This window comes from Streptomyces sp. Root1304 (genome assembly GCF_001426405.1).
In the GTDB taxonomy this organism is placed as follows: domain Bacteria; phylum Actinomycetota; class Actinomycetes; order Streptomycetales; family Streptomycetaceae; genus Streptomyces.
On the sequence record NZ_LMEP01000004.1, the window covers coordinates 109,168 to 131,233 of the forward strand.

21 protein-coding genes are annotated in these 22,066 nt (G+C 71.8%); 12 read left to right on the forward strand and 9 right to left on the reverse strand.

The features are described from left to right. Window positions 1–275: 275 nt before the first annotated feature. The 3 genes from ASD33_RS08350 to ASD33_RS08360 form a co-directional block, all read right to left on the reverse strand. Window positions 276–1,733: a catalase gene (locus ASD33_RS08350; protein ID WP_056555863.1), complete on the reverse strand. Its 1,458-nt coding sequence runs from the start codon at window positions 1,731–1,733 to the stop codon at window positions 276–278. Between the two features lie 187 nt (window positions 1,734–1,920). After that, entirely contained in the window at window positions 1,921–2,811 is an 891-nt protein-coding gene (locus tag ASD33_RS08355; RefSeq protein ID WP_056555866.1) for a 2-hydroxy-3-oxopropionate reductase, read from the reverse strand. 44 nt (window positions 2,812–2,855) lie between these two features. Beyond that, a complete protein-coding gene (locus ASD33_RS08360; RefSeq protein WP_056555869.1) occupies window positions 2,856–3,707 on the reverse strand; it encodes a TIM barrel protein in 852 nt (283 codons plus the stop codon). Between the two features lie 140 nt (window positions 3,708–3,847). Between ASD33_RS08360 and ASD33_RS08365 the strand changes: the two genes are divergently transcribed. From ASD33_RS08365 to ASD33_RS08405, 9 genes are all read left to right on the forward strand, one after another. Then, a complete protein-coding gene (locus ASD33_RS08365; protein ID WP_063991915.1) occupies window positions 3,848–4,099 on the forward strand; it encodes a hypothetical protein in 252 nt (83 codons plus the stop codon). Window positions 4,100–4,143: 44 nt separating this feature from the next. Then, window positions 4,144–4,482: a helix-turn-helix domain-containing protein gene (locus ASD33_RS08370; protein ID WP_056556181.1), complete on the forward strand. Its 339-nt coding sequence runs from the start codon at window positions 4,144–4,146 to the stop codon at window positions 4,480–4,482. Between the two features lie 155 nt (window positions 4,483–4,637). Further along, the gene (gene uraD, locus ASD33_RS08375) at window positions 4,638–5,171 is read left to right on the forward strand and encodes a 2-oxo-4-hydroxy-4-carboxy-5-ureidoimidazoline decarboxylase (protein WP_056555874.1); all 534 of its coding nucleotides are present in this window, start codon (window positions 4,638–4,640) and stop codon (window positions 5,169–5,171) included. Next, entirely contained in the window at window positions 5,168–5,572 is a 405-nt protein-coding gene (gene uraH, locus ASD33_RS08380; RefSeq protein WP_056555876.1) for a hydroxyisourate hydrolase, read from the forward strand. The genes uraD and uraH overlap by 4 nt, the downstream gene beginning before the upstream one ends. A 5-nt stretch (window positions 5,573–5,577) precedes the next feature. Then, complete coding sequence (pucL, locus tag ASD33_RS08385; protein ID WP_056555879.1) at window positions 5,578–6,501, forward strand: factor-independent urate hydroxylase; 924 nt, start codon at window positions 5,578–5,580, stop codon at window positions 6,499–6,501. Window positions 6,502–6,572: 71 nt separating this feature from the next. Then, the gene (locus ASD33_RS08390; RefSeq protein ID WP_056555882.1) at window positions 6,573–7,991 is read left to right on the forward strand and encodes a nucleobase:cation symporter-2 family protein; all 1,419 of its coding nucleotides are present in this window, start codon (window positions 6,573–6,575) and stop codon (window positions 7,989–7,991) included. A 48-nt stretch (window positions 7,992–8,039) separates the two neighbouring features. Then, window positions 8,040–9,428 (forward strand): 8-oxoguanine deaminase, encoded by a 1,389-nt coding sequence (locus ASD33_RS08395; RefSeq protein WP_056555884.1) that lies wholly within the window; start codon window positions 8,040–8,042, stop codon window positions 9,426–9,428. Window positions 9,429–9,822: 394 nt separating this feature from the next. Further along, window positions 9,823–11,172 carry a nucleobase:cation symporter-2 family protein gene (locus ASD33_RS08400; RefSeq protein WP_242426876.1) on the forward strand — a complete coding sequence of 450 codons (1,350 nt, stop codon included), beginning with the start codon at window positions 9,823–9,825 and terminating at the stop codon, window positions 11,170–11,172. 59 nt (window positions 11,173–11,231) lie between these two features. After that, window positions 11,232–11,879, forward strand: a complete 648-nt coding sequence (locus ASD33_RS08405) for an aspartate/glutamate racemase family protein (protein WP_079044650.1) — start codon at window positions 11,232–11,234, stop codon at window positions 11,877–11,879. A gap of 19 nt (window positions 11,880–11,898) precedes the next feature. Here ASD33_RS08405 and ASD33_RS08410 read toward each other — a convergent pair whose 3' ends face one another. Continuing rightward, window positions 11,899–12,591, reverse strand: coding sequence for a hypothetical protein (locus ASD33_RS08410; protein WP_056555889.1), 693 nt, complete (start codon window positions 12,589–12,591; stop codon window positions 11,899–11,901). A gap of 167 nt (window positions 12,592–12,758) precedes the next feature. On the opposite strand from ASD33_RS08410, the gene ASD33_RS08415 reads away from it, so the two are divergent. Together ASD33_RS08415 and ASD33_RS08420 are read left to right on the forward strand one after the other, a co-directional pair. After that, window positions 12,759–13,730 carry a fibronectin type III domain-containing protein gene (locus ASD33_RS08415; protein WP_056555891.1) on the forward strand — a complete coding sequence of 324 codons (972 nt, stop codon included), beginning with the start codon at window positions 12,759–12,761 and terminating at the stop codon, window positions 13,728–13,730. Between the two features lie 128 nt (window positions 13,731–13,858). After that, a complete protein-coding gene (locus tag ASD33_RS08420) occupies window positions 13,859–15,649 on the forward strand; it encodes a hypothetical protein (RefSeq protein WP_056555895.1) in 1,791 nt (596 codons plus the stop codon). Window positions 15,650–15,689: 40 nt separating this feature from the next. Here the strand turns inward: ASD33_RS08420 and ASD33_RS08425 are convergent, their stop codons facing one another. The 3 genes from ASD33_RS08425 to ASD33_RS08435 all read right to left on the reverse strand — a co-directional run bounded on the left by ASD33_RS08425 (window position 15,690) and on the right by ASD33_RS08435 (window position 19,637). After that, window positions 15,690–16,835 (reverse strand): GDSL-type esterase/lipase family protein, encoded by a 1,146-nt coding sequence (locus tag ASD33_RS08425; protein WP_056555897.1) that lies wholly within the window; start codon window positions 16,833–16,835, stop codon window positions 15,690–15,692. Window positions 16,836–17,070: 235 nt separating this feature from the next. Then, window positions 17,071–18,693 (reverse strand): malate synthase A, encoded by a 1,623-nt coding sequence (aceB, locus tag ASD33_RS08430; protein WP_056555899.1) that lies wholly within the window; start codon window positions 18,691–18,693, stop codon window positions 17,071–17,073. Window positions 18,694–19,010: 317 nt separating this feature from the next. Continuing rightward, window positions 19,011–19,637, reverse strand: coding sequence for a nucleotidyltransferase family protein (locus tag ASD33_RS08435; RefSeq protein ID WP_056555901.1), 627 nt, complete (start codon window positions 19,635–19,637; stop codon window positions 19,011–19,013). A 186-nt stretch (window positions 19,638–19,823) separates the two neighbouring features. Here ASD33_RS08435 and ASD33_RS08440 point away from each other — a divergent pair, with 186 nt between their 5' ends. Continuing rightward, complete coding sequence (locus ASD33_RS08440) at window positions 19,824–20,150, forward strand: DUF5955 family protein (protein ID WP_056555903.1); 327 nt, start codon at window positions 19,824–19,826, stop codon at window positions 20,148–20,150. Between the two features lie 92 nt (window positions 20,151–20,242). On the opposite strand, the gene ASD33_RS08445 is transcribed toward ASD33_RS08440, so the two are convergent. Both ASD33_RS08445 and ASD33_RS08450 read right to left on the reverse strand, forming a co-directional pair. Further along, entirely contained in the window at window positions 20,243–20,869 is a 627-nt protein-coding gene (locus ASD33_RS08445; protein ID WP_056555905.1) for a response regulator transcription factor, read from the reverse strand. Window positions 20,870–20,872: 3 nt separating this feature from the next. Next, a complete protein-coding gene (locus tag ASD33_RS08450) occupies window positions 20,873–22,060 on the reverse strand; it encodes a sensor histidine kinase (protein ID WP_056555907.1) in 1,188 nt (395 codons plus the stop codon). Window positions 22,061–22,066 lie beyond the last annotated feature (6 nt).

A 22,066-nucleotide genomic window follows, 5' to 3' on the forward strand; every position in this document is an offset into this window, starting at 1 on the left:
ACAGGACGTTCGCACCGCCGGGCGGAGTCTTGGGGAAGTTCCCCTGACAAAGGGGGCGTTGGGACCGCGGCGGTGCCGACGGGCGTCCGGCGCACCCCTTCTTTCAGGTCAAGAAGGAGGGCCTCACGCCCTTACCACCGCACTGGCTCGGCGCCGCCGCGGTCCTCACGCTTGTCCGGTCCGCCGGCCACCCCTCATCCGGGCCGGCGATCCGGACCACGTACGGCACTGACCTCCCGTCAGGTGCCGTACGCAGTCTGGGTGTTCCTTGAGGATCAGTCCTCGCGCAGGGCGCGGACGGCCTCGGCCACGCGCTTGCCGTAGTCCGCGTCGGCGGCGGCGAAGTGCGCGAGGTTCTTCTCGATGACGTCCTCGCGGGAGACCTGGGACAGACCGCCGGCGATGTTGGCGATCAGACGGCCCTTCTCGTCCTCGGACATCAGGCGGTAGAGCTCACCGGCCTGGAAGAAGTCGTCGTCCTTGGTGTGCGCGGGCGCCTCGTGGGTGCCGGTCCAGCCGTGGATCGCCAGCGGCGCGGAGAGCGCGGCGTCGGTCTGGGCGGGACCCTGGTACGAGTTGGGCTCGTAGTTCTTGTCGTGGCGCGAACCGTTGCGCAGCGCCATGGCGCCGTCACGGCCGTAGTTCTGCGCGGTCGTCGCCTTGGGGGCGTTCACCGGCAGCAGGGTGTGGTTGACGCCGAGGCGGTAGCGGTGGGCGTCCGCGTAGGCGAAGAGACGGCCCTGCAGCATCTTGTCCGGCGAGGGCCCGATGCCCGGGACGAAGTTGTTCGGGGAGAACGCGGCCTGCTCGACCTCGGCGAAGACGTTCTCCGGGTTGCGGTCGAGGACCAGGCGGCCCACGCGCTGCAGCGGGTAGTCGCTGTGCGGCCACACCTTGGTGAGGTCGAAGGGGTTGAAGCGGTAGTCCACGGCCTCGGCGGCCGGCATCACCTGGACGTAGAGGGTCCAGGAGGGGTTCACGCCGCGCTCGATCGCCTGGAGCAGGTCGGTCTGGTGCGAGTTCGCGTCCTTGCCGACGAGCTCGGCGGCCTGGTCGGCGGAGAGGCTGCGGACGCCCTGGTTCGTCTTGAAGTGGTACTTGACGAAGAAGGCCTCGCCCGCCTCGTTGGTCCACTGGTAGGTGTGGGAGCCGTAGCCGTTCATGTGACGGTACGAGGCCGGGATGCCGCGGTCGCCCATGAGCCAGGTGATCTGGTGGGTGGCCTCGGGGGCGTGCGCCCAGAAGTCCCAGACGTTGTCCGCCTCCTGCTTGCCCGTGAAGGGGTCGCGCTTCTGGGAGTGGATGAAGTCGGGGAACTTGATCGGGTCCTTGATGAAGAACACCGGGGTGTTGTTGCCGACGAGGTCGTAGTTGCCCTCTTCGGTGTAGAACTTCAGGGCGAAACCGCGGGGGTCGCGCACCGCGTCCGCGCCGCCGAGCGAGTCGGCCACGGTGGAGAAGCGGATGAAGGTCTCGGTCTTCTTGCCGACCTCGCCGAGGAAGTCGGCCTTCGTGTACGCGGTGACGTCGTCGGTCACCTCGAAGTAGCCGTACGCGCCGGAGCCGCGGGCGTGGACCACGCGCTCCGGGATCCGCTCACGGTTGAAGCGCGCGAGCTTCTCCAGCAGGTGCTGGTCCTGGAGGAGGATCGGGCCACCGACGCCGGCGGTGGCGGAGTTCTGGTTGTCGGCGACGGGGGCGCCGGACTCGGTCGTAAGCACGCGCTTCGACATCGTGACCTTCCGTACGGGAGCTCTGCTGACGGTCCGAGGAGCGTAAATTCGGCTGGAACGTAACGTCAACAGTTTGTTGAAAAGGAAGTGTGGTGTTCCGGTCGGCGGCGACGCCTGGGCGCGACAGGACAGGTTGTCAGCGCCGCCGCCGACCGGAAATCTGGGGGCCCCGCGAAGGGGCGGTGGATCAGACCTGCTGGCCGGAGAGGCGCTCGACGGCGCGCAGCAGGGCCGAGTGGTCCAGGCCGCCGTCACCCTGGGCGCGCAGCGAGGCCACGAGCTGGGCGACGACCGCGCCGACCGGGAGGGCCGCGCCGACGTTGCGGGCGGCGTCGGTGACGATGCCCATGTCCTTGTGGTGCAGGTCGATCCGGAAGCCGGGCTTGAAGTCCCGGTTCAGGAAGTTGTCCTTCTTGCGGGTCAGCACGGTCGAGCCGGCCAGACCGCCGTTGAGGACGTCCAGGGCGGCCTGGAGGTTCACGCCGGACTTCTCGAGGAAGACGACGGCCTCGGCGCAGGCCTGGATGTTGACCGCGACGATCAGCTGGTTGGCGGCCTTCACCGTCTGGCCGGAGCCGTGCGGGCCGCAGAGCACGATGGTCCTGCCGAGGGCCTCGAGGATCGGGAGGGCCTCGTCGAAGTCGGCCTGCTCGCCACCGACCATGATCGAGAGGACGGCCTCGATGGCGCCGGCCTCGCCGCCGGACACCGGGGCGTCGATGACGCGGATGCCCTTCTCGGCGGCGTTCTTGGCCAGGTCGACCGAGGTCTGCGGGGTGATCGACGACATGTCGATGATCAGCGCGCCCTGCCTGGCGTTCTCCAGGATGCCGGCGGGGCCGTACGAGATGGCCTCGACCTGCGGGGAGGCGGGCACCATCGTGATGATGACGTCGGCGTCCCCGACGGCCTCGGCGATCGACCCGGCGGAGGAGCCGCCGGCCTTGGCCAGGCGGTCCAGCTTGTCCTGCTCCAGGGTGAAGCCGGTGACCGAGTAGCCGGCCTTGATCAGGTTCTCGGACATGGGGGAGCCCATGATGCCGAGGCCGATCCACGCGATCTTGGGAAGAGTGCTCATGACGGTGCCTCTCAAAACAAGGTGATACGGGGAGGGGGCCTGCGTCAGCGGGCCGGGCGGGCCTCGGCGGGCAGCCACTCGAAGGAGGTGGCGGCGTCGGCGGCCTTGTACTCCAGGCCGACCCAGCCGTCGTAACCGGCCTTCTTCAGCTCGTCGAGGAGCTGCTCCAGGGGCAGGTCGCCGGTGCCCGGCGCGCCGCGGCCCGGGTTGTCCGCGATCTGGACGTGGCCGGTCTTGGCCGCGTACTCCGCGATGACCTGGCTGACGTCCTCGCCGTTCATCGACAGGTGGTAGATGTCGAGGAGGAACTTGGCGTTGCCGAGTCCGGTGGCCGCGTTGACCTTGTCGATGACCTCGATGGCGGAGGGGGCGCTCACCAGCGGGTAGAGCGGGGACTCCGGCTTGTTGAGGGTCTCGACGAGGAGGATCGCTCCCACCCGGTCGGCGGCGCGGGCGGCCAGGACCAGGTTCTCCAGGGCGAGGGTGTCCTGGATCTGGGGGTCGACGCCCTCCACGCGGTTGCCGTAGAGCGCGTTCAGCGCCTTGCAGCCGACCGAGGCGGCGAAGTCGGCCGCCACCTCGATGTTGGCGCGGAAGCGGTCCGACTCGTCACCCGGTACGGAGAGGGCTCCGCGGTCCGGGCCGGGCAGCTGCCCGGCGTAGAAGTTCAGTCCCACCAGCTGGGTGCCGGCGTCCTCAAGAGCCTTCTTGAGGGCGTCGAGCTCGCTCTGCTCGGGGGTGGCGGTGTCGATCCAGGGCCACCACAGCTCGACCGCGGTGAAGCCCGCCGCGGCGGCGGCCGCGGGGCGCTCCAGGAGCGGGAGTTCCGTGAAGAGGATCGACAGGTTCACATCGAAGCGCTGGTCCGTGCCTGCGCCTACTGAGAAGCGGGCCATGAGGGGCGGCGCTCCTTCCGTATCGCGGAAGTAAGTTTCTGTCTGACGGAATGTTGCAAGGGGGTTGCCCCGCTTGTCAAGAGGTCCCCGCAGGTCCGGGGCTGCCGTGGGCCGGATCGGGGCCGTAGTTTGGGGCCATGGTGCGTTTGAGAGTGGAGTTCACGACCGAGCCGTTCGACCTCGACGAGGCGCCGGCGCACGCGGTCGTGGCCCGTGAGGTCATCCAGTCCGCCGAACTGGACGCGGTCGACGTCGGCCCCTTCGGCAATACGGCGGAAGGCGGCGCCGACGCGGTGCTCACCGCGGTCGACTCGCTGCTGCGCAAGTCGCTCGCGGCCGGCGCCACGCGCGTCTCGCTCCAGGTCAACGTGATCGGTGAGGAGGAGAAGTGAGTGAGCACCCGTTGGTGGCCGCGGTGAAGCCCCTGGTCGACGCCATGGGCGCCGAGCTGCTCGTCCCCGCGCAGGCGGGGGCCGACGACGTCGTCCTGTCCTGGGAGGGCGAGGACGTCCTCGCCGTACGGCTGCCCCAGCTGTCCGAATCCCTCGATCACATCCTCGCCGCGATGGAGCGGCGGCACGGGGTGCCGCTGGCCGAACTCGACCGCAAGGCCAAACAGGAGGCGGTACGGCTGCTGGAGGCGCGCGGCGCCTTCTCGGTGCGCCATGGAGTGGAGACGGTGGCCGGTGCACTCGGTGTCAGCCGCTTCACCGTGTACAACTACCTCAACAGGGAGACCGCCCTGAACAGGGAAAAGGCCGCCAAGGGCGACTAGTTGATCACCTATGACCACAAGCCGTCGTCCGGATGTCGGGACGACGGCTTTTGCGTGGCCGAGTTTTCAACAAAGTGTTGACGTTGTGTTGCGGAGGGCGTTAGCTATCCGCAGCCCGTCCGACGCACAGCGAAAAACAGCCACGGAGGCTTCCCGTGACTTCAGGTACGACACCGGGTCTCACCCGGTTCAACACCTCGGCGGACAGCGAGGCCGTCGCCGCGCTCCACGAGGTGTGTTCCAGTTCGGCGTGGGGGAGCAAGGTCCTCGCCCAGCGCCCGTACTCCACCGCCGAAGCTCTCTTCCTCGCCAGTGACGCCGCCATGGCCGAGCTGACCGCCGAGGACCTTGCCGAGGCGATGGCGGGGCACCCGCCGATCGGTCGTCCGAAGGCAGGGGACCCGACCTCCTCCCGCGAACAGAGCGGGATGGCCGGCGCCTCCGACCAGCTCAAGGCCGAGATGCTCGACCTCAACCTGGACTACCAGGACAGGTTCGGTCACGTCTTCCTCATCTGCGCCACCGGCAGGACCGGCGAGCAGATGCGGGACGCGCTCAGGGAGCGGATCGGGAACTCGCCCGAGGCGGAGCGGGAGATCGTCCGCACCGAACTGGGCAAGATCAACCGCATCCGGCTGACCCGTCTCGTAGAGACCTCCGAGACCTCCGAGGAAGAGAGCTCCGCATGAGCACCGACACCACGGCCTCGGTGTCCACGCACATCCTGGACACCAGCATCGGCCGCCCCGCCGAGGGCGTGGCCATCACGCTCGCGGCCCGCAGCGGCTCCGACGCGGAGTGGGTCGCGCTCGGCGGTTCGGCCACCGACGCGGACGGACGCTGCAAGGACTTGCCGGCCCTGCCGGAAGGCACCACCCACGTACGCCTCGACTTCGAGGTCGAGACGTACTTCTCCAGTCAGCACAGTTTCAAGAAGCAAGCCGAGGCGCAGCAGGACGCCCCCCGCGTAAGGGACAGCGGTGCGTTCTTCCCCGAGGTGGCGATCACCTTCGCCGTCACCCCGGGCGAGCATTACCACGTACCGCTGCTGCTCAACCCGTTCGGCTACTCCGTATACCGAGGGAGCTAGCAGACATGCCCACGATTCTCGGCCAGAACCAGTACGGCAAAGCAGAGAACCGCGTCGTCAAGATCACGCGGGACGGCGACACCCACCACATCAAGGACCTGAACGTCTCCGTCGCCCTCTCCGGCGACCTCGACGACGTCCACCTCACCGGCTCGAACGCCCACTGCCTCCCCACCGACACGACGAAGAACACCATCTTCGCGTTCGCCAAGGAGTACGGCATCGAGTCCGCCGAGCAGTTCGGCATCCACCTCGCCCGCCACTTCGTGACGAGCCAGGAGCCGATCAAGAAGGCGCGCATCCGGATCGAGGAGTACTCCTGGGAGCGCATCGCGTCCTCCGAGGCCAACTCCAAGTTCATCGGCGCCGACGAGGTCAACCACTCCTTCGCCCGCAAGGGCCAGGAGACCCGCGTCACCCAGATCAGCTACGACGGCACGACGTGGGAGGTCATCTCCGGCCTCAAGGACCTCGTCGTCATGAACTCCACCAACTCGGAGTTCTGGGGCTACATCAAGGACCAGTACACGACGCTCCAGGAAGCGTACGACCGCATCCTGGCCACGCAGGTGTCCGCCCGCTGGCGGTTCAACTGGACCGACGACGACCAGCGCATGCCGAACTGGGAGCGGTCCTACGAGCAGACGCGCAAGCACATGCTCGAAGCCTTCTCGGAGACGTACTCGTACTCCCTCCAGCAGACGCTGTACCAGATGGCCACGCGCATCATCAACCACCGCTCGGAGATCGACGAAGTCCGCTTCTCGCTCCCGAACAAGCACCACTTCCTGGTCGACCTCGAGCCCTTCGGCCTGAAGAACGACAACGAGGTCTACTACGCCGCCGACCGCATGTACGGCCTCATCGAGGCCACCGTCCTCCGCGACGGAGCCACGGCGCAGATCCCGGTCGACATGACCAACCTCTAAGCGGCATCTGAGTGACCGGCCCCCGCCCGCCCGCAGTCGGGCGGGGGCCGCACCAGACCGGAGGGAATCTCATGGCACAGCCTGCACAGGGGCCGGCAACCGCCGAAGGCCCGTGTTCCACCCCTCCGTCCACCCCGGTTTCGGCCTCGACCGAATGTCACCCGGTGGACGAGAAGCTCCCCGCCTCGCGGCTCGTCCCCGCGGCACTCCAGCACATCGCCGCCATGTACGCCGGCGTCGTCACCCCTCCGCTCATCATCGGCCAGGCCGTCGGCCTGGACGCGGCCGGGATGACCCGGCTCATCGCGGCCAGCCTGCTCATCGCCGGCTGCGCGACCATCCTGCAGACCCTCGGCATCGGACGCTTCGCCGGAAACCGGCTCCCGTTCGTCAACGCCGCCTCCTCCGCCGGAATCGCCCCGATGCTCGCCATCGCCGAGACCAGCGCCCCCGGACACCAACTCCCCGCCATCTACGGCGCGGTGATGGTCGCCGGAGTGTTCTGCCTCGCCGTCGGCCCCTTCTTCGGCAGGCTCCTCCGCTTCTTCCCGCCGCTCGTCACCGGCGTCGTGATCACTCTCATCGGGGTCACCCTGATGCCCGTGCCCGTCGGCTGGGCCCAGGGCGGCGACAGAACCGCCGCCGACTTCGGCGCCATGAAGTACCTCGCGCTCGCCGCCTTCACTCTCGTCGTCATCCTGCTCTTCCAGCGCTTCGGCAAGGGCTTCGTCAAGCAGATCGCCCTGCTGCTCGGCCTCCTCATCGGCACCCTCGCCGCGATCCCCTTCGGGATGGCCGACTTCAGCGCCCTGCGCGAGGCGCCCGTCGCGGCCCTGCCCGCCCCCTTCGCCTTCGGCGCCCCCGAGTTCCAGCCCGCCGCGATCCTCTCCCTGTGCATCGTGATGCTGGTCCTCATGACCGAGTCCAGTGCCGGCATGCTCGCCCTCGGCGAGATCTGCGAGCGGCGCAGCGACGGGAGGACCATCACCCGGGGCCTGCGCACCGACGGCATCGCCACCCTGATCGGCCCCGTCTTCGGCGGCTTCCCCACCTCGGCCTTCGCCCAGAACGTCGGTGTCGTCTCGCTGACCCGGGTGCGCTCCCGATACGTGGTCGCCGTCGCCGGTGGCGCCCTGCTCGTCCTCGGCGCCTTCCCCGTCCTCGGCGCGGTCGTCTCCATGGTCCCGATGCCCGTCCTCGGCGGCGCCGGCATCGTCCTCTTCGGCTCCATCGCGGTCAGCGGCATCCGGACCCTGTCGGAGGCCGGTCTCGACGACAGCTCCAACATCATCCTGGTGGCCGTCGCGCTCGGAGCGGGCATCATCCCGCTCGCCGCACCCACCTTCTACGCCGAGTTCCCGGCCTGGGCGCAGACCGTGCTCGGCTCCGGCATCAGCGCGGGCGCGCTCGTCGCCGTCCTGCTGAATCTCTTCTTCCACCATCTCGGCACCCGGAGCCGTCACACGGCCCCGGCACTCAAATCCTCCTAGGGTCCTGCCGTGCCCACACCATCCCCGAGGAATGAAGGAAGCACCGCCATGGCAGCACCTTCGGCAGCCCAGCGCATCGTCATCGAGAACGCGGCGATCGCGACCGTGGACGCGAACGACACCGAGTACGCCTCCGGGTACCTCGTCGTCGCGGACAACAGGATCGAGTCCATCGGCGCCGGCAAGGCTCCCGAGGGCCTGGAGAACGTGGTCCGGCGCATCGACGCCACCGGCCACCTCGTCACGCCCGGTCTCGTCAACACCCACCACCACTTCTACCAGTGGATCACCCGGGGCCTGGCGACCGACCACAACCTCTTCAACTGGCTCGTCGCCCTCTACCCGACCTGGGCGCGGATCGACGAGCAGATGGTGCGCGCCGCAGCCCAGGGCTCCCTGGCGATGATGGCCCGCGGCGGTGTCACCACGGCCATGGACCACCACTACGTCTACCCGCGGGGCTCCGGCGACCTCTCCGGCGCCATCATCGGCGCCGCCTCCGAGATGGGCGTCCGCTTCACCCTCGCCCGCGGTTCCATGGACCGCAGCGAGAAGGACGGCGGCCTGCCGCCGGACTTCGCCGTCGAGACCACCGAGGGCGCGCTCGCCGCGACCGAGGAGACGGTGAAGAAGTTCCACGACTCCTCCTTCGACGCGATGACCCAGGTCGCCGTCGCCCCCTGTTCTCCCTTCTCCATCTCCACCGAACTCCTCCGGGAGGGCGCCGCGCTCGGCCGCCGCCTCGGCGTGCGCATGCACACCCACGGCTCGGAGACCGTGGAGGAGGAGAAGTTCTGCCACGAGCTCTTCGGGATGGGCCCGACGGACTACTTCGAGTCCACCGGCTTCCTCGGCGAGGACGTGTGGATGGCGCACTGCGTCCACATGAACGACTCCGACATCGCCGCGTTCGCCCGCACCAAGACCGGTGTGGCGCACTGCCCCTCCTCCAACGCGCGCCTCGCCGCCGGCATCGCCCGCGTCCCCGACATGCTGAAGGCGGGCGTACCCGTCGGCCTCGGCGTCGACGGCACCGCCTCCAACGAGTCCGGCGAGCTCCACACCGAGCTGCGCAACGCGCTCCTGATCAACCGCCTCGGCGCCCACCGCGAGTCCGCGCTCAACGCCCGCCAGGCCCTGCGCCTCGGCACCTACGGCGGCGCCCAGGTCCTCGGCCGCGCCGACAACATCGGCTCGCTGGAGGCCGGCAAGCTCGCCGACTTCGTCCTCTGGAAGATCGACGGCCTCGGCCACTCCACGATCGCCGACCCGGTCACCGCCATCGTCTTCGGCGCGGCGGCCCCGGTCACGGCCTCCTTCGTCAACGGCAAGCAGATCGTCGAGAACGACCGCCTGCTCACCGTCGACGAGGACACCATCGCGCGCGACGCACGCGCGGAGGCGCAGCGCCTGGCCCGCATCGCGGCCCAGGCCTGACCCTCCCCATGGAGTCCGACCGAGGGGGACGGCCCTCGGTCGGTCGCCGCGGACCCGAGCGGGGTCCGCGGCAGCCGGACCGGGAGGTGCCGTACGCAGAAGCCGTACGGCACCTCCCGGGAAGGTGAAACACGCCCGCACCCCCACCGGGCCGACCGTCCCCGCGCCGCAGCTCCTCCCCGCGCGCACCGCACCACCCCCGCAACGAGCCGCACCTCCTGCACCTCGCACCGCATCGCACCACCTCCCTGACACCCGTGTCACCGCCGACGCGTACCCGACCGGAGGAACCGCCGTGGCCGCCAAGCCCCAGGTTCGCAATGCACAAGAAGCAGGCTCCGCCCCCGACGACCGTGAGACGCATCCGGTCGACGAGACGCTGCCCCCACTGAAGATGCTCACCAGCGGCCTCCAGCATGTGGCCGCCATGTACGCGGGCGTCGTCGCCCCGCCCCTGATCGTCGGAGCGGCCGTCGGCCTCTCCGGCACCGAACTCACCTTCCTGACGGGCGCCAGCCTCTTCACGGCCGGCCTCGCGACCTTCCTCCAGACGCTCGGGGTCTGGAAGATCGGCGCCCGGCTGCCCTTCGTCAACGGCGTGACCTTCGCCGGTGTCGCGCCGATGCTCGCCATCGTCGACACCACCGAGAACAAGGCCGACGCGCTCCCCGTGATCTTCGGCGCGATCATCGTGGCCGGACTCCTCGGCTTCCTCGCCGCCCCCTGGTTCTCCCGGCTGGTGCGGTTCTTCCCGCCGGTCGTCACCGGCACCGTCATCACCCTCATAGGTGTCTCCCTCCTCCCGGTCGCGTTCGGCTGGGCCCAGGGCCCCAACCCCAAGGCGGCGGACTACGGTTCGACCACCTTCCTGTCGCTGGCCGGCATCACCCTGGTCGTCGTCCTGCTGCTGCGCCGCTTCACCCGCGGCTTCCTCAAGCAGATCGCCGTCCTCGTCGGCCTCGTCATCGGCACGGTCATCGCCATCCCCTTCGGCGTCACCGACTTCTCCCCGGTGACCGAGGCGGACATCGTCGGCTTCCCGTCGCCGTTCCACTTCGGTGCCCCGCAGTTCGCGCTCGCCGCGATCATCTCCATGTGCGTGGTCATGCTGGTGTCGATGACCGAGTCGACCGCCGACATGCTGGCGCTCGGCGAGATCGTCGACCGGCCGGCCGACGAGAAGACCATCGCGGCCGGACTGCGCGCCGACACCCTCGGCTCCGCGATCAGCCCGCTCTTCAACGGCTTCATGTGCAGCGCCTTCGCGCAGAACATCGGCCTGGTCGCCATGACCCGGATCCGCAGCCGTTTCGTCGTCGCCTGCGGCGGCGGCTTCCTGGTCCTGATGGGCCTCTCGCCGGTCGCCGCCTCGCTCATCTCGGTCGTCCCCCGGCCGGTCCTCGGCGGCGCGGGCGTCGTCCTCTTCGGTTCGGTCGCCGCCAGCGGCATCCAGACCCTGGTCAAGGCCGGCCTGGAGAAGGACAACAACGTCCTCATCGTGGCCGTCTCCCTGGCCGTCGGCATCATCCCGATCACGAAGCCGGACTTCTACCACGCCTTCCCGGAGACCGCCCAGATCATCCTGGACTCCGGCATCTCGACCGGCTGCGTCGCCGCCGTCCTGCTCAACGTGGTCTTCAACCACCTGGGCCGGGGACGGGACGCCGACGAGGTCACCGCGCCGATGGAACCGGGCGAGGAGATCTCCGGCAGCCGTACGGCGAAGGCGGCGCACGCCCACTGAACCCGCCCGTCGCCCCACCCGACGCCCCGGTCCCCGCGCACGCCGCGGGGCCCGGGGCCGTGGTGCTGATCAACCCCAACACCTCCGCGGCCACGACCGCGATGATGACCGCCATCGCCCGGCGCAGCCTGCGTCCGGCCCTGCGCGTCCGGGGGGTGACCGTCGCGAGGGGCCCGCGGATGCTCACCGACCCCGCCGCCCTGCGCGCCGCCGCTCCCGAGGTCCTCGCCGCCGGCCTCCGCGCCCTCGCCGGCGGCGACTGCGCCGCGCTCCTCGTCGGCGCCTTCGGTGACCCCGGCCTCGCGGCGCTGCGCGCGGCCACCGGCATCCCCGTGGTGGGGCTCGGCGAGGCCGCCCTCAGGGAGGCCGCCGCCGACGGGACCCCCTTCGGGATCGCCACCACCACACCGCTCCTCGCCGACGCCATCGCGGCCCATGTGACGGCCCTCGGCCTCGCCGAGCGGTACACCGGTCTGCGGCTCACCACCGGCACCCCCGAACACCTCTCCGCCCACCCCGAGTTGCTCCTCGACCGGCTGGAAGGGGCGGTCCGCGCCTGCGTCGAACGGGACGGGGCGCGGGCGGTGGTCATCGGCGGCGGCCCGCTGGGCGAGGCCGCCGAGGAACTCCGCACCCGCTGCGCCACCAGGATCGTCGCCCCGATTCCGGCGGCCTGCCGCAGGGCCGAACGCCTCCTGGCCCGCTGAGGACGGAGGTGCCGGCGGTTCACCGCTCGACCGCGATCCGCCGTCGGCACTCGTCCGCCAGCGCGGGATAGGCGGCGGCGATGGCCTCGTACAGCCGCCGTCGCAGCAGCCGCTCGGCCTCGCCGCGCCCGCTCTCCCCGTACAGCCCGTCGAGCAGGGCCTCGTAGCGGGAGAGGGCCTGCCGCAGATAGCTCACCTGCCACCGCACCAGCGCCCCGGCGGGGAACCCGGGCGGTGCGGCGGCGGCGGAGGAGGAAGCGGGCGAGGAGACGGAGGAGGACGGGGTCGAAGCCGGGGCCTGCGGCGGGGCCGAGGCCCCGCGACGTGCCTCCGCCCGTGGGGCCCCCGGGCTCCGCGCCCCGAGCAGCTGCCGGTGGCGCACCGCCCGCCGCTCCAGTTCGGGGCCCGGCAGGCGCGGGACCTCGATCGGTTCCGCGCGGATCGCGGTCAGTACGGCCGCCCGGCGCCGCTCGGCATGGGCCCCGGCGGCGGCGGAACGCCCGGGGGCCAGCGCCGAGGTCTCGGCGAACTCGGGCGTCCGCTCCACCGTCTGGACCCGGGCGAGGAGGTAGAGCCGGACGGGCGCGAGGGACCAGCGGCGCGGGTCGCGGCCCTGGACGTCGGGCGTGCCGAGCAGGTCGCGCACCATCGTGTCGGTCCAGCCGCGCCCGCGCACCCCGGCGAAGGTCACATAGGTCGTACGGTCCGTCATGATTCCCCCTGAATCGACTACGGAGAGTGATGTTCCCAGTGAAGCGCACGCCACTGACAACGCCCTCGGAGGCCGCCTCGGGGGCGCGCTCCACGACGTCCCCTTGCCGGGGTCGGCCCCCGTGTGCGATATAGGTCTGGACCTTTCCGACGGACGGAGGCCGGCCCGTGCAACGCCCGCTCGCCGCAAGCCTGTTGACCACCCTCGCGCTCACCCTCGCGGTCGCCGCCACCGGCTGCTCCGGCGCCGCCGCGCCCGAGGCGAAGGACACCGCCGCCCCCACCGCCCCGACCGGCGTGACCGCCACGGCCGGCAGCGCCACCACCGTCCACGTCATGTGGAGCGCGGCCACCGACGACCGGGCCGTCACCGGATACGCGGTCTACAGCGAGGGCCGCAAGATCAAGGACCTCCCCGCCACCACCCTGATGACCGACGTGGTCGGACTCGCCCCCGCCACCCGCCACCGCTTCACGGTCCGCGCCCGCGACGCCGCCGGCAACACCTCGCCCCCGAGCGCCACCGTCGCCGCCACCACCCTCCGCGCCGTCGCGGAGGACCACAAGCCCCCCACCACCCCCTCGGCCCTCCGCGTCACCCCCGACGGCAGCAGCGCCGCGACCCTGCGCTGGAACCCCTCCCGGGACGACACCCGGGTCACCGCGTACGACGTCTACCAGGCCGACACCCGCATCCACACCGTGCCCGGCACCGCCACCACCGCCCGCCTCACCGGCCTGCGCCCCGGCACCGCCTACGCCTTCACCGTCCGCGCCCGCGACGCCGCCGAGAACTCCTCCCCGGACAGCGCCCCCGCCGACCTCACCACGGCCCCCTCGCCGGGCGCCCCCACGAACACCGCCCCCACCGACCTCGCCGTCACCGCGGCCGGCGGCGAGATCACGGTCACCTGGACCCCGCCCACCACCGGCGCCCCGGTCACCCACCACGAACTCCACCTCAACGGCCGCTTCGCCACCACCATCGTCTGGGGCAACACCCCGCCCCCCGGCCGCGCCACCTACACCTTCCCGGTCCAGGACCCCCCGGGCACCCGCTACACCGTCACCCTCCGCGCCCAACTCCCGGACGGCACCTGGGGCGACTTCGCGGCCCCGAGGACGGTGACGGTGCGCTGAAACCGGCGCCCACCGGCCGGCCGCCGCCTCGGCGGACCGGTGACCGGGTCCGCCGAATCCGACGATTCCCGGCCCCGCCCGCCTGCGTCGCCCGCCCGATTCGTCCCCTGCGAACTACCCTGGGAAGCGTGGCCGAGACCGTTCTCACCAACACCGGGCTCGACAGTTTCCTCGACGGAACCGCCGAGCGCCGAGATCCCGTCTTCGTGCGTGCCGCCGAGGCGGTCCTCGGGCTTCTGGCCCTGCGGGGGGCCGACCGGGGCAGTGGGGTGCCCGAGCCGACGCCGGGACTCGTGCGGCGGCTGCTCGTCGAGGACCTGCCGACCTTCGTCTACGCGCCCCCCGGGACGCTCGACGCCTACCCGGCCGTGCTCGCGCGGCTCGCCGCCCGGTTCGACGGGGGGCGGGGCGAGCGGATCGGCGCCGTGGTCCGGGAGGCCGCCGCCGACTTCGAGCGGGCCATGACCGACCCCGGGAACCTGACCTGGCACCGCTGGTACGCCTCGCTGCTGCGGACCTGCGGAGCCGATCTCGCCGATCCCGAGGACGTGCGCCGCCGGCTCGCCGCGCTCGACGGGGCGCCGCTGCCCGCCGGCGTGCACCGCGCCGACCTCATGGGGCGTACGGCCCTCGCGGACGTCCTCCTCGCCGAGGCCCTCACCCGCGCGTACGTACGGGACGCCGAGGAGCCGCCCGCCGTCGGACCGCTGCTCACCGACCACGCCGTCGCGACCGGCATCGGACAGGTGGCGGCCGCGCTCCAGGACCGGTGGACCGCCGCCGGGCTCGCCGAACAGCTCTCCGGGCCGTACGCGCGCTTCGCGCCGGGACCCGAGGCCTTCCCGCACCTCGTCCTCGCCGACGCCCTCCTCGACGAGCACCTCGACCACTACGGGGACATCGCCGTCCCCGTCCCCCCGCCGCCCGCGACCGAGGCCGGGCCCGTGCCCGTCGAGGAGGACGCGGACACCCTCATCACCGCCGTGGAGGAACTCAGCGAGGAGGAGTTCGAGCCCTACGGCGGGGAGGCACCCCATCTGCTGTACGTGGTCTACCGGCGCGGCTGCTGCGCCGAGTCCGTCGTCCGCAAGGCCGCCGAGTTCGAGGACCTGGCCGTCGATCCGGCCCTGGAGGACCTGCCGGTACCGGTACCGGCCGAGGCGGCCGACCCGTACACCGTCCCGCCGCTCCCCGAACTCGTCCGCCTCCTCGGCACCGCCGGGCTGACCGAGGCCGACCGCGCCGGTCTCGAACGGCCCGCCCGCGAGCTGGCCGCCGTCCTCGACCGGCTCGCCGCCACCGGCCTGGTCTTCCGCACCGGCGACGCCTTCGGGCTCACCCCGCGCGGCGCGGGCGTCGTGCGCTATCTGCTGGGAGTGCGCGGGATCGCCGCACCCGACGCCGACGAGGTCAGGTCGTGGCCCGCGACCGACGTGGTGGCCGCCGCCGTGGGCTGGCCCGACTGCGTCGCCGCGCGCGTGCTCGCCGACCGGCTCCACGCGCGCGGAGACACCGTCGAAGCCTGGGCCGAACTGCTCGCGGCCCTCGGCACCGTCCACGCCGGCACGTCCGACGCGGCCGCCACCCGGGGCCTCCTCGCCGTCCTGGACACCGGATCCGCGCCGCCCGAGGCCCTGCGCGGCGCCCTGCGGGACCCGGTGATCGGCGCGTACGCCCACCAGGCCCTGCGGGCACGGGGCGAGCCCTCCGACCTGATCCAGGTACGCACCTCGGCGCGGGCGCTGTTCGTGCTCGACGCGCTGCCCGCCAAGAAGGGGCCGCTGGAGTCCCGCCGTACCGCCTTCGACACGGCGGCCGCCGCCTGGCCGGGCGGTTCCGCCGCCCTGCTCCGGGCGATGGCCGCGGCGGACCGCCACGAGACGGAGCGGGTCCTCGGCCCGCTCGGTCTCATGCTGTAGCGAGCCCCGGCCCGTTCCGTCCCGTGGCGAGCGAGGTCCGTCAGCCCGCCGTCAGATACATCCCCGACGGGCCCGCCCCCGCCGTGTTCCGGCAGCTCTGGTTGCCCGTCGGGCGGGCGTTGACCAGGGCCAGGCAGCGGCCCAGGGCCTGCTGGCCATAGGCGTTGGGGTGCATGGACTCCTGGACGAGGCCCTGGGTGCTCTGGCTGTCGATCCAGCGCGCCCACTCGCTCGTCGTGCCCGAGGCGGGCGCCGTCGACGTCACCTGGCGGCTCGCCTTCGCGCAGACCTCACGGCCCTGGAGCGCGTCCCGCAGGTCCAGGAACTGCACGCCCTTGGCCGTGGCGACGCCCTTCAGGCGGTTGGCGAGCTGGGGGACGAGGGAGTCGCGGGCCCAGTCGGAGTCGGCGTTCCAGAACGGGCAGCCGCCGGTGTTCGTACGGGACCAGCCGCTCTCCCCGTAGCGGTTGTCGGCGGCGCGGGGGATGGGAGAGGGGTACGACTGGAGGACGATCCGGTAGTCGGACGAGCCGTATCCGGCGCTCGCCATGACGGCCCTGATCTCGTCGACCGAGCGGCCGACGTCCGCCATCACGCCGTCGATCCTCGCGTCCACCGCGGCCTGCTGGTCGTCGTGGCAGTACGAGTACCAGACGATGTAGTCGGTCGCGCAGGTGGAGATGACGTCCGCGAACCCGAGGTCGTTGCCGCCGATCGACAGCGCGATCAGCTTCACGTCGTTCGCCGCGGCGACCGCCGCCAGCTGGTCGGCCTGGGGGGCCTCGCCCTTGTAGGACTGGCCGCCCTGCGAGGCCCGGAAGACGTTCCGCGTGGTCGCGCCGGAACAGGCCAGGTTGACCAGCGAACCCGCGATCGGGCCGGCGCTCCTGACCTCGGCGGTGTCCGAGCGGTCGCAGCCGCCCGCGGTGGAGCCGTACACCCGGGACGGGTCGTATCCGCTGCCCGTCCAGGCGCGGTCGGTGCCGTTGCGGCTCCCGGAGTCGGTGAGGCTGTTGCCCAGCCAGCGGCCGGCCTCGCCGGAGATGTAGCTGTCGCCCATGGTGACGACGGCGGTGGGCCCGGTGCCGGGGGAGGCATGGGCGGCCGGGGCGGCGAGGGAGGCCAGCCCGGCGGCGGTACACAGTGCCAGGAGTGCGCGCAGCGCACGGTGGGGGGTCGAAGGCATGGCTGTGCTCCTGCGGTACGCAGTGACGTGGGGGACAGCCGCCGGCCGGTGGCATGGCGGAATCTGTCACCCCGCGGCTTGTTACCGCTAGGTAGCTGCGTATCTCGGTTCCGTCACGTCCCCTGTGAGGCAACCGGGAACGCGACGGGGCCCCGCCCCGGTGATGTGCGTCACCTGGGACGGAGCCCTGATCAGACGGTGTGCGGCCGCTGTGCGGTCGGCCGACGGGGGTGGATCAGCCGACCAGCTGCTCGTAGGCCGGCAGCGTCAGGAAGTCGGCGTAGTCCGCGTCGAGGGAGACGTGCAGCAGCAGGTCGTGCGCCTGCTGCCACTTGCCGGCCGCGAAGGCCTCCTCGCCGATCTCGGTGCGGATGGCGGCCAGCTCCTCGGCGGCGACCCTGCGGGCCAGTTCCGGGGTGGCGGACTCGCCGTTCTCGAAGACGACACCGGCGTTGATCCACTGCCAGATCTGCGAGCGCGAGATCTCGGCGGTGGCCGCATCCTCCATCAGGTTGAAGATGGCGACGGCGCCGAGGCCGCGCAGCCACGCCTCGATGTAGCGGATGCCGACCTGCACGGCGCTCACCAGGCCGTCGTACGTGGGCTTCGCGTCCAGCGAGTCGATGGCGATGAGGTCGCCGGCCGCGACGGAGACGTCCTCGCGGAGACGGTCCTTCTGGTTCGGCTTCTCGCCGAGGACCGCGTCGAAGGAGGCCATCGCGATCGGGACCAGGTCGGGGTGGGCGACCCAGGAACCGTCGAAGCCGTCGCCGGCCTCGCGGTCCTTGTCGGCCTTGACCTTCTCGAAGGCGACCTTGTTGACCTCGGCGTCGCGGCGGGACGGGATGAACGCCGCCATGCCGCCGATCGCGTGCGCACCGCGCTTGTGGCAGGTGCGGACGAGGAGTTCGGTGTACGCGCGCATGAACGGGGCCGTCATCGTGACCGCGTTGCGGTCCGGCAGGACGAACTTGGCTCCGCCGTCACGGAAGTTCTTGACGATGGAGAAGAGGTAGTCCCAGCGGCCCGCGTTCAACCCGGCGGCGTGCTCGCGGAGTTCGTAGAGGATCTCCTCCATCTCGTACGCGGCCGTGATCGTCTCGATCAGGACGGTGGCGCGGACGGTGCCCTGCGGGATGCCGACGTAGTCCTGGGCGAAGACGAAGATGTCGTTCCAGAGGCGGGCCTCCAGGTGCGACTCCGTCTTCGGCAGGTAGAAGTACGGGCCCTTGCCGAGGTCGATCAGACGCTGGGCGTTGTGGAAGAAGTACAGGCCGAAGTCGACCAGGGCTCCCGGCACCGGGCGGCCGTCGAAGGCGAGGTGACGCTCCTCCAGGTGCCAGCCGCGCGGCCGCATGACGACCGTGGCCAGCTCGCCGGCCGGCTTGAGGGCGTACGACTTGCCCGAGCGCGGGTCCGTGAAGTCGATCTTCCGGGCGTACGCGTCGATCAGGTTGAGCTGGCCCAGGACCACGTTCTCCCAGGTCGGCGCCGAGGCGTCCTCGAAGTCGGCGAGCCAGACCCTCGCGCCGGAGTTGAGCGCGTTGATCGTCATCTTGCGGTCGGTCGGGCCGGTGATCTCGACGCGGCGGTCGTTCAGCGCCGCCGGGGCGGGCGCGACCTTCCAGGAGTCGTCGGCGCGGATCGCCGCGGTCTCCGGCAGGAAGTCCAGGGTGGACGTACGGGCGATCTCGGCGCGACGCTCCGCTCGGCGGGCGAGGAGCTCGTCCCTGCGCGGGGTGAACCGCCGGTGCAGTTCGGCGACGAAGGCCAGGGCGGCCTCGGTGAGCACCTCTTCCTGACGCGGCAGGGGCTCGGCATCGACGACGGCCAGGGGGGACGGCGCTGGTGCGGACATGAACTGTCACTTCCTTCAGCGGACTTCACGGGCGGTGCCAGGCGGCCGCCGGGCGTCACGGAACGGCACGGAGTGCCGCAGGCGCCGAGATACGGCCGCGAGCGCCTTCTGAAACAGCAGGCGCTTCTGAACAGTGGATACTAGTTTCCTCATGGTGGAAGTTCAATGGTTTGTTGATGTCGAGATTCTCCGGATCGACAGACCATGGCGCTGGGTGCCAGAACGTTCACTCCGGGTGCGCCGGATCCGGGGCGGGGTGCCTCGCTCCGGTCGCGTCGCTCGGGCCGCCTTGCTCGGGCCGCCTCGCTTCGGTCGGATCACTCCAGACGGTCCAGGTCCGCCTCCGTGTCGATGTCGTAGGGCTCGGCCACATCCGAACAGTCCACCGGAGTGATCGCATCCCGGTGCGCCGCCAGATAGTCCCGCGCGCCCCGGTCTCCCACCGCGAGCTCCGCGATCCCCGCCCAGTGCGCGGCCCCGAACAGCACCGGATGGCCCCGGCTGCCGTCGTACGAGGCCGCCGCCAGCGATTCCCTCGACGTGTACGCCGCCCGGACCCGCGCCACCGCCTCCGCGCCGATCCCCGGCTGGTCCACCAGGGACACCAGCGCCGCGTCCACCCCCCGCGGGTCCGCGGCCAGCGACGCCAGCCCCGCCCGCAGCGACGAACCCATCCCCTCGGCCCACTCGGGGTTGTCGACCAGCACGCACCCGGGCAGCTCGGCCCGCTCCCGGACCGCTTCCGCCGAAGCCCCCAGGACCACGTGCACCACCTCGCAGCCGGCCGCCCGCAGCACCCCCACGGCGTGCTCGACGAGCGGGCGGCCGCGGTGGGGAAGGAGGGCCTTCGGGCGCCCCCCGAGGCGCCGTCCGCCCCCTGCGGCGAGCAGCAGCCCCGCGACGACGGGCGATCGGACGGGTGTTCGGTCATGCGTGGTTGTCATGAGGACTGCTTACCTCATCAGGCGGAATGACACGCTCGCCTGAATCACCCCTGCGGAGGGTGGCGCGCCGGGGCGGCGAAGGAGTTAACTGACCGCGACTCACGGCGCCCGACCACCGCCAGGCGGTCGGCTCGGAGTGTTCGGAGTGTGGAGTTCTGCGCACAGTGTCGTGCGAGGGGGAGAACCATGTTGCGAAGCGTGGGGCAGAGGCGAGTGACCGGCGAGGGCGTGGACCCCAGAGTGGCCGAACTGCGGTCCGCCGTGTCCCGGCTCCGCAGGGAACTGGCCGCCCACCGCGTCGAGTTCGCCGACCGGGGCATCGCCGAGGACGAACTCGCCGCCCTGGACGCTATGGCGCTCAGCGGCGCCCCCGAGGTACGGCGGCTGCGCCGCTCCCTGCTGCTCGTCGCGGGCTCCGTCGGCTCGGTCAGCGCCCTCGCGGCGGGGCTGGCGGGGGTGCGCAGGGCGGTCGAACTCTTCGGACCGCCGCCGGAGCGGGGGAGCGGGGTCTGAGGCCCTGAGGCCCTGAGCCCCTCGCTCCGGTGACGAGCCCGTGGCCGGCCCGGTGCCGAGTCCCGTGACCGGCCCGGTGCCGACTCCGGTCCCTACCGCCTGATCAGCCGCCGTGCCGTCGCCGCCGCCACCGCCGCCGTCCGCGAGTCCACGCCCAGCTTCGCGAAGATGTGCACCAGATGCGACTTCACCGTCGCCTGGCTCAGGAACAGCGCCTTGCTGATCTGCTGGTTCGACAGACCCTCGCCCACCAGCTGGAGCACCTCCAGCTCCCGCTTGGTCAGCGCCTCCGCCGGGGTCCGCATCCGGTCCATCAGCCGGTGCGCCACCGCCGGGGCGAGCGCCGACTGCCCGGCCGCCGCCGTCCGGACCGCCGCCGCCAGCTCCTCCGGCGGCGCGTCCTTCAGCAGGTAGCCCGAGGCCCCCGCCTCCACCGCCGCCAGGATGTCCGCGTCCGTGTCGTACGTGGTGAGGACCAGGACCTTCGGCCCGCCCGGGACCGCCGTGATCGCCGCCGTGGCCTCCGAGCCGTGCATCCCCGTGCCGAACTGCAGGTCCATCAGGACCACGTCCACGCCCTCGGCCGCCGCCAGCTCCACCGCGCGCTCGGCGGTGGCCGCCTCGGCGACGACGGCGAAGTCCGGTTCCGTGTCGAGGACCGCGCGCAGGCCGGCCCGGACGACCGGGTGGTCGTCGGCGAGGAGGAGGCGGATGGTCATGCTTCAGACTCCAGCGGGAAGAGGGAGGGAGACGGCGACGGCCGTGCCCTGGCCGGGCGCGGACTCGACGGTGAACGTGCCGCCCAGCGACTCCGCGCGCACGCGCATCGCCGGAAGCCCGAAACCGCCGTCGGAGGAGGGGCGTACGGCACCCGGATCGAAGCCCGCGCCGTCGTCGACGACGTCCAGCGTCACCGAGGCGTCCATGAACGAGAGGGTGATCTCGGCGCGCGAGGCGGTCGCGTGCCGCACCGTGTTCGCGAGCGCCGACTGCGCGATCCGCAGCAGCGCCACCTCGTACGGCGTCGGCAGCTCGGCCGGCGTACCGCTGACCGAGAACCGCACGCGCGGCCCGGCCCCGTACGCCCCCGCCGCCGCACCCCCGCCGGAACCCGGTTCGCACAGGCGCTCCAGGGCCGCCGCCAGCGAGCCGTGTTCCAGGTCCGGCGGCGACAGGGCGCGGACGAAGCGCCTCGCCTCCGCCAGGTTGTCCTGCGCCGCCTGCCGGGCCCGGTCGATGTGCCCCGCCGCCGGGGAGTCCGCCGGCAGCGCCCGCTCCGCGGCCCGCAGCAGCAGCTGGATCGAGGACAGACCCTGCGCGAGGGTGTCGTGGATCTCGCGGGCGAGGCGCTCCCGCTCGGCCAGCGTCCCCGCGTGCCGCTCCGCCGAGGCCAGCTCCGCCCGCGTCGTGATCAGCTCCTCGATGAGCTGCCGCCGCCGCTCGCTCTCCCGGTACAGGGCCTGGTAGCCGAGGACCGTCGCCACCGCGACCGCCGCGCCGAGCAGCGGACCGATGAAGACGCCCGGATTGAGCGGCGCGCCGTGCCCCACGTACGAGAGGATCGCCGCGCCCGCCGTCAGCGCGACCACCGGCAGCGACCAGCGGGTGGGCAGCAGGTGCAGTTGGAGGAAGTACAGCGGGAACGCCAGCCAGAGCGCCTCCGGCGTCAGCCACAGCAGCACCAGCCACGACAGCCCCAGGACCCCCAGCCACACGGCGGCGGCCCGCTGTGAGCCGCGCACGGAAGGGAGGTACGAGCCGGCCGCGTAGACGACGCCCATGACCACCGCCGCCACCGTCCCGGCGGCCGAGTGCGCGCGGACCGCCGCCAGCACCAGCAGGCCCGCCATCAGCAGGTGCAGACAGAGGCGCAGCGCGCGGAGGGCAGGGGTGAGGGAACGTGGATCCATGGTCCC

Bases quoted from the DNA above. Each gene is read 5' to 3' on its own strand.
- ASD33_RS08350 (WP_056555863.1), bottom strand. From the start codon at position 1,733: ATGTCGAAGCGCGTGCTTACGACCGAGTCCGGCGCCCCCGTCGCCGAC.
- ASD33_RS08355 (WP_056555866.1), bottom strand. From the start codon at position 2,811: ATGAGCACTCTTCCCAAGATCGCGTGGATCGGCCTCGGCATCATGGGC.
- ASD33_RS08360 (WP_056555869.1), bottom strand. From the start codon at position 3,707: ATGGCCCGCTTCTCAGTAGGCGCAGGCACGGACCAGCGCTTCGATGTG.
- ASD33_RS08370 (WP_056556181.1), top strand. From the start codon at position 4,144: ATGGGCGCCGAGCTGCTCGTCCCCGCGCAGGCGGGGGCCGACGACGTC.
- uraH (WP_056555876.1), top strand. From the start codon at position 5,168: ATGAGCACCGACACCACGGCCTCGGTGTCCACGCACATCCTGGACACC.
- pucL (WP_056555879.1), top strand. From the start codon at position 5,578: ATGCCCACGATTCTCGGCCAGAACCAGTACGGCAAAGCAGAGAACCGC.
- ASD33_RS08390 (WP_056555882.1), top strand. From the start codon at position 6,573: ATGGCACAGCCTGCACAGGGGCCGGCAACCGCCGAAGGCCCGTGTTCC.
- ASD33_RS08395 (WP_056555884.1), top strand. From the start codon at position 8,040: ATGGCAGCACCTTCGGCAGCCCAGCGCATCGTCATCGAGAACGCGGCG.
- ASD33_RS08400 (WP_242426876.1), top strand. From the start codon at position 9,823: ATGCTCACCAGCGGCCTCCAGCATGTGGCCGCCATGTACGCGGGCGTC.
- ASD33_RS08410 (WP_056555889.1), bottom strand. From the start codon at position 12,591: ATGACGGACCGTACGACCTATGTGACCTTCGCCGGGGTGCGCGGGCGC.
- ASD33_RS08425 (WP_056555897.1), bottom strand. From the start codon at position 16,835: ATGCCTTCGACCCCCCACCGTGCGCTGCGCGCACTCCTGGCACTGTGT.
- aceB (WP_056555899.1), bottom strand. From the start codon at position 18,693: ATGTCCGCACCAGCGCCGTCCCCCCTGGCCGTCGTCGATGCCGAGCCC.
- ASD33_RS08435 (WP_056555901.1), bottom strand. From the start codon at position 19,637: ATGACAACCACGCATGACCGAACACCCGTCCGATCGCCCGTCGTCGCG.
- ASD33_RS08440 (WP_056555903.1), top strand. From the start codon at position 19,824: ATGTTGCGAAGCGTGGGGCAGAGGCGAGTGACCGGCGAGGGCGTGGAC.
- ASD33_RS08445 (WP_056555905.1), bottom strand. From the start codon at position 20,869: ATGACCATCCGCCTCCTCCTCGCCGACGACCACCCGGTCGTCCGGGCC.
- ASD33_RS08450 (WP_056555907.1), bottom strand. From the start codon at position 22,060: ATGGATCCACGTTCCCTCACCCCTGCCCTCCGCGCGCTGCGCCTCTGT.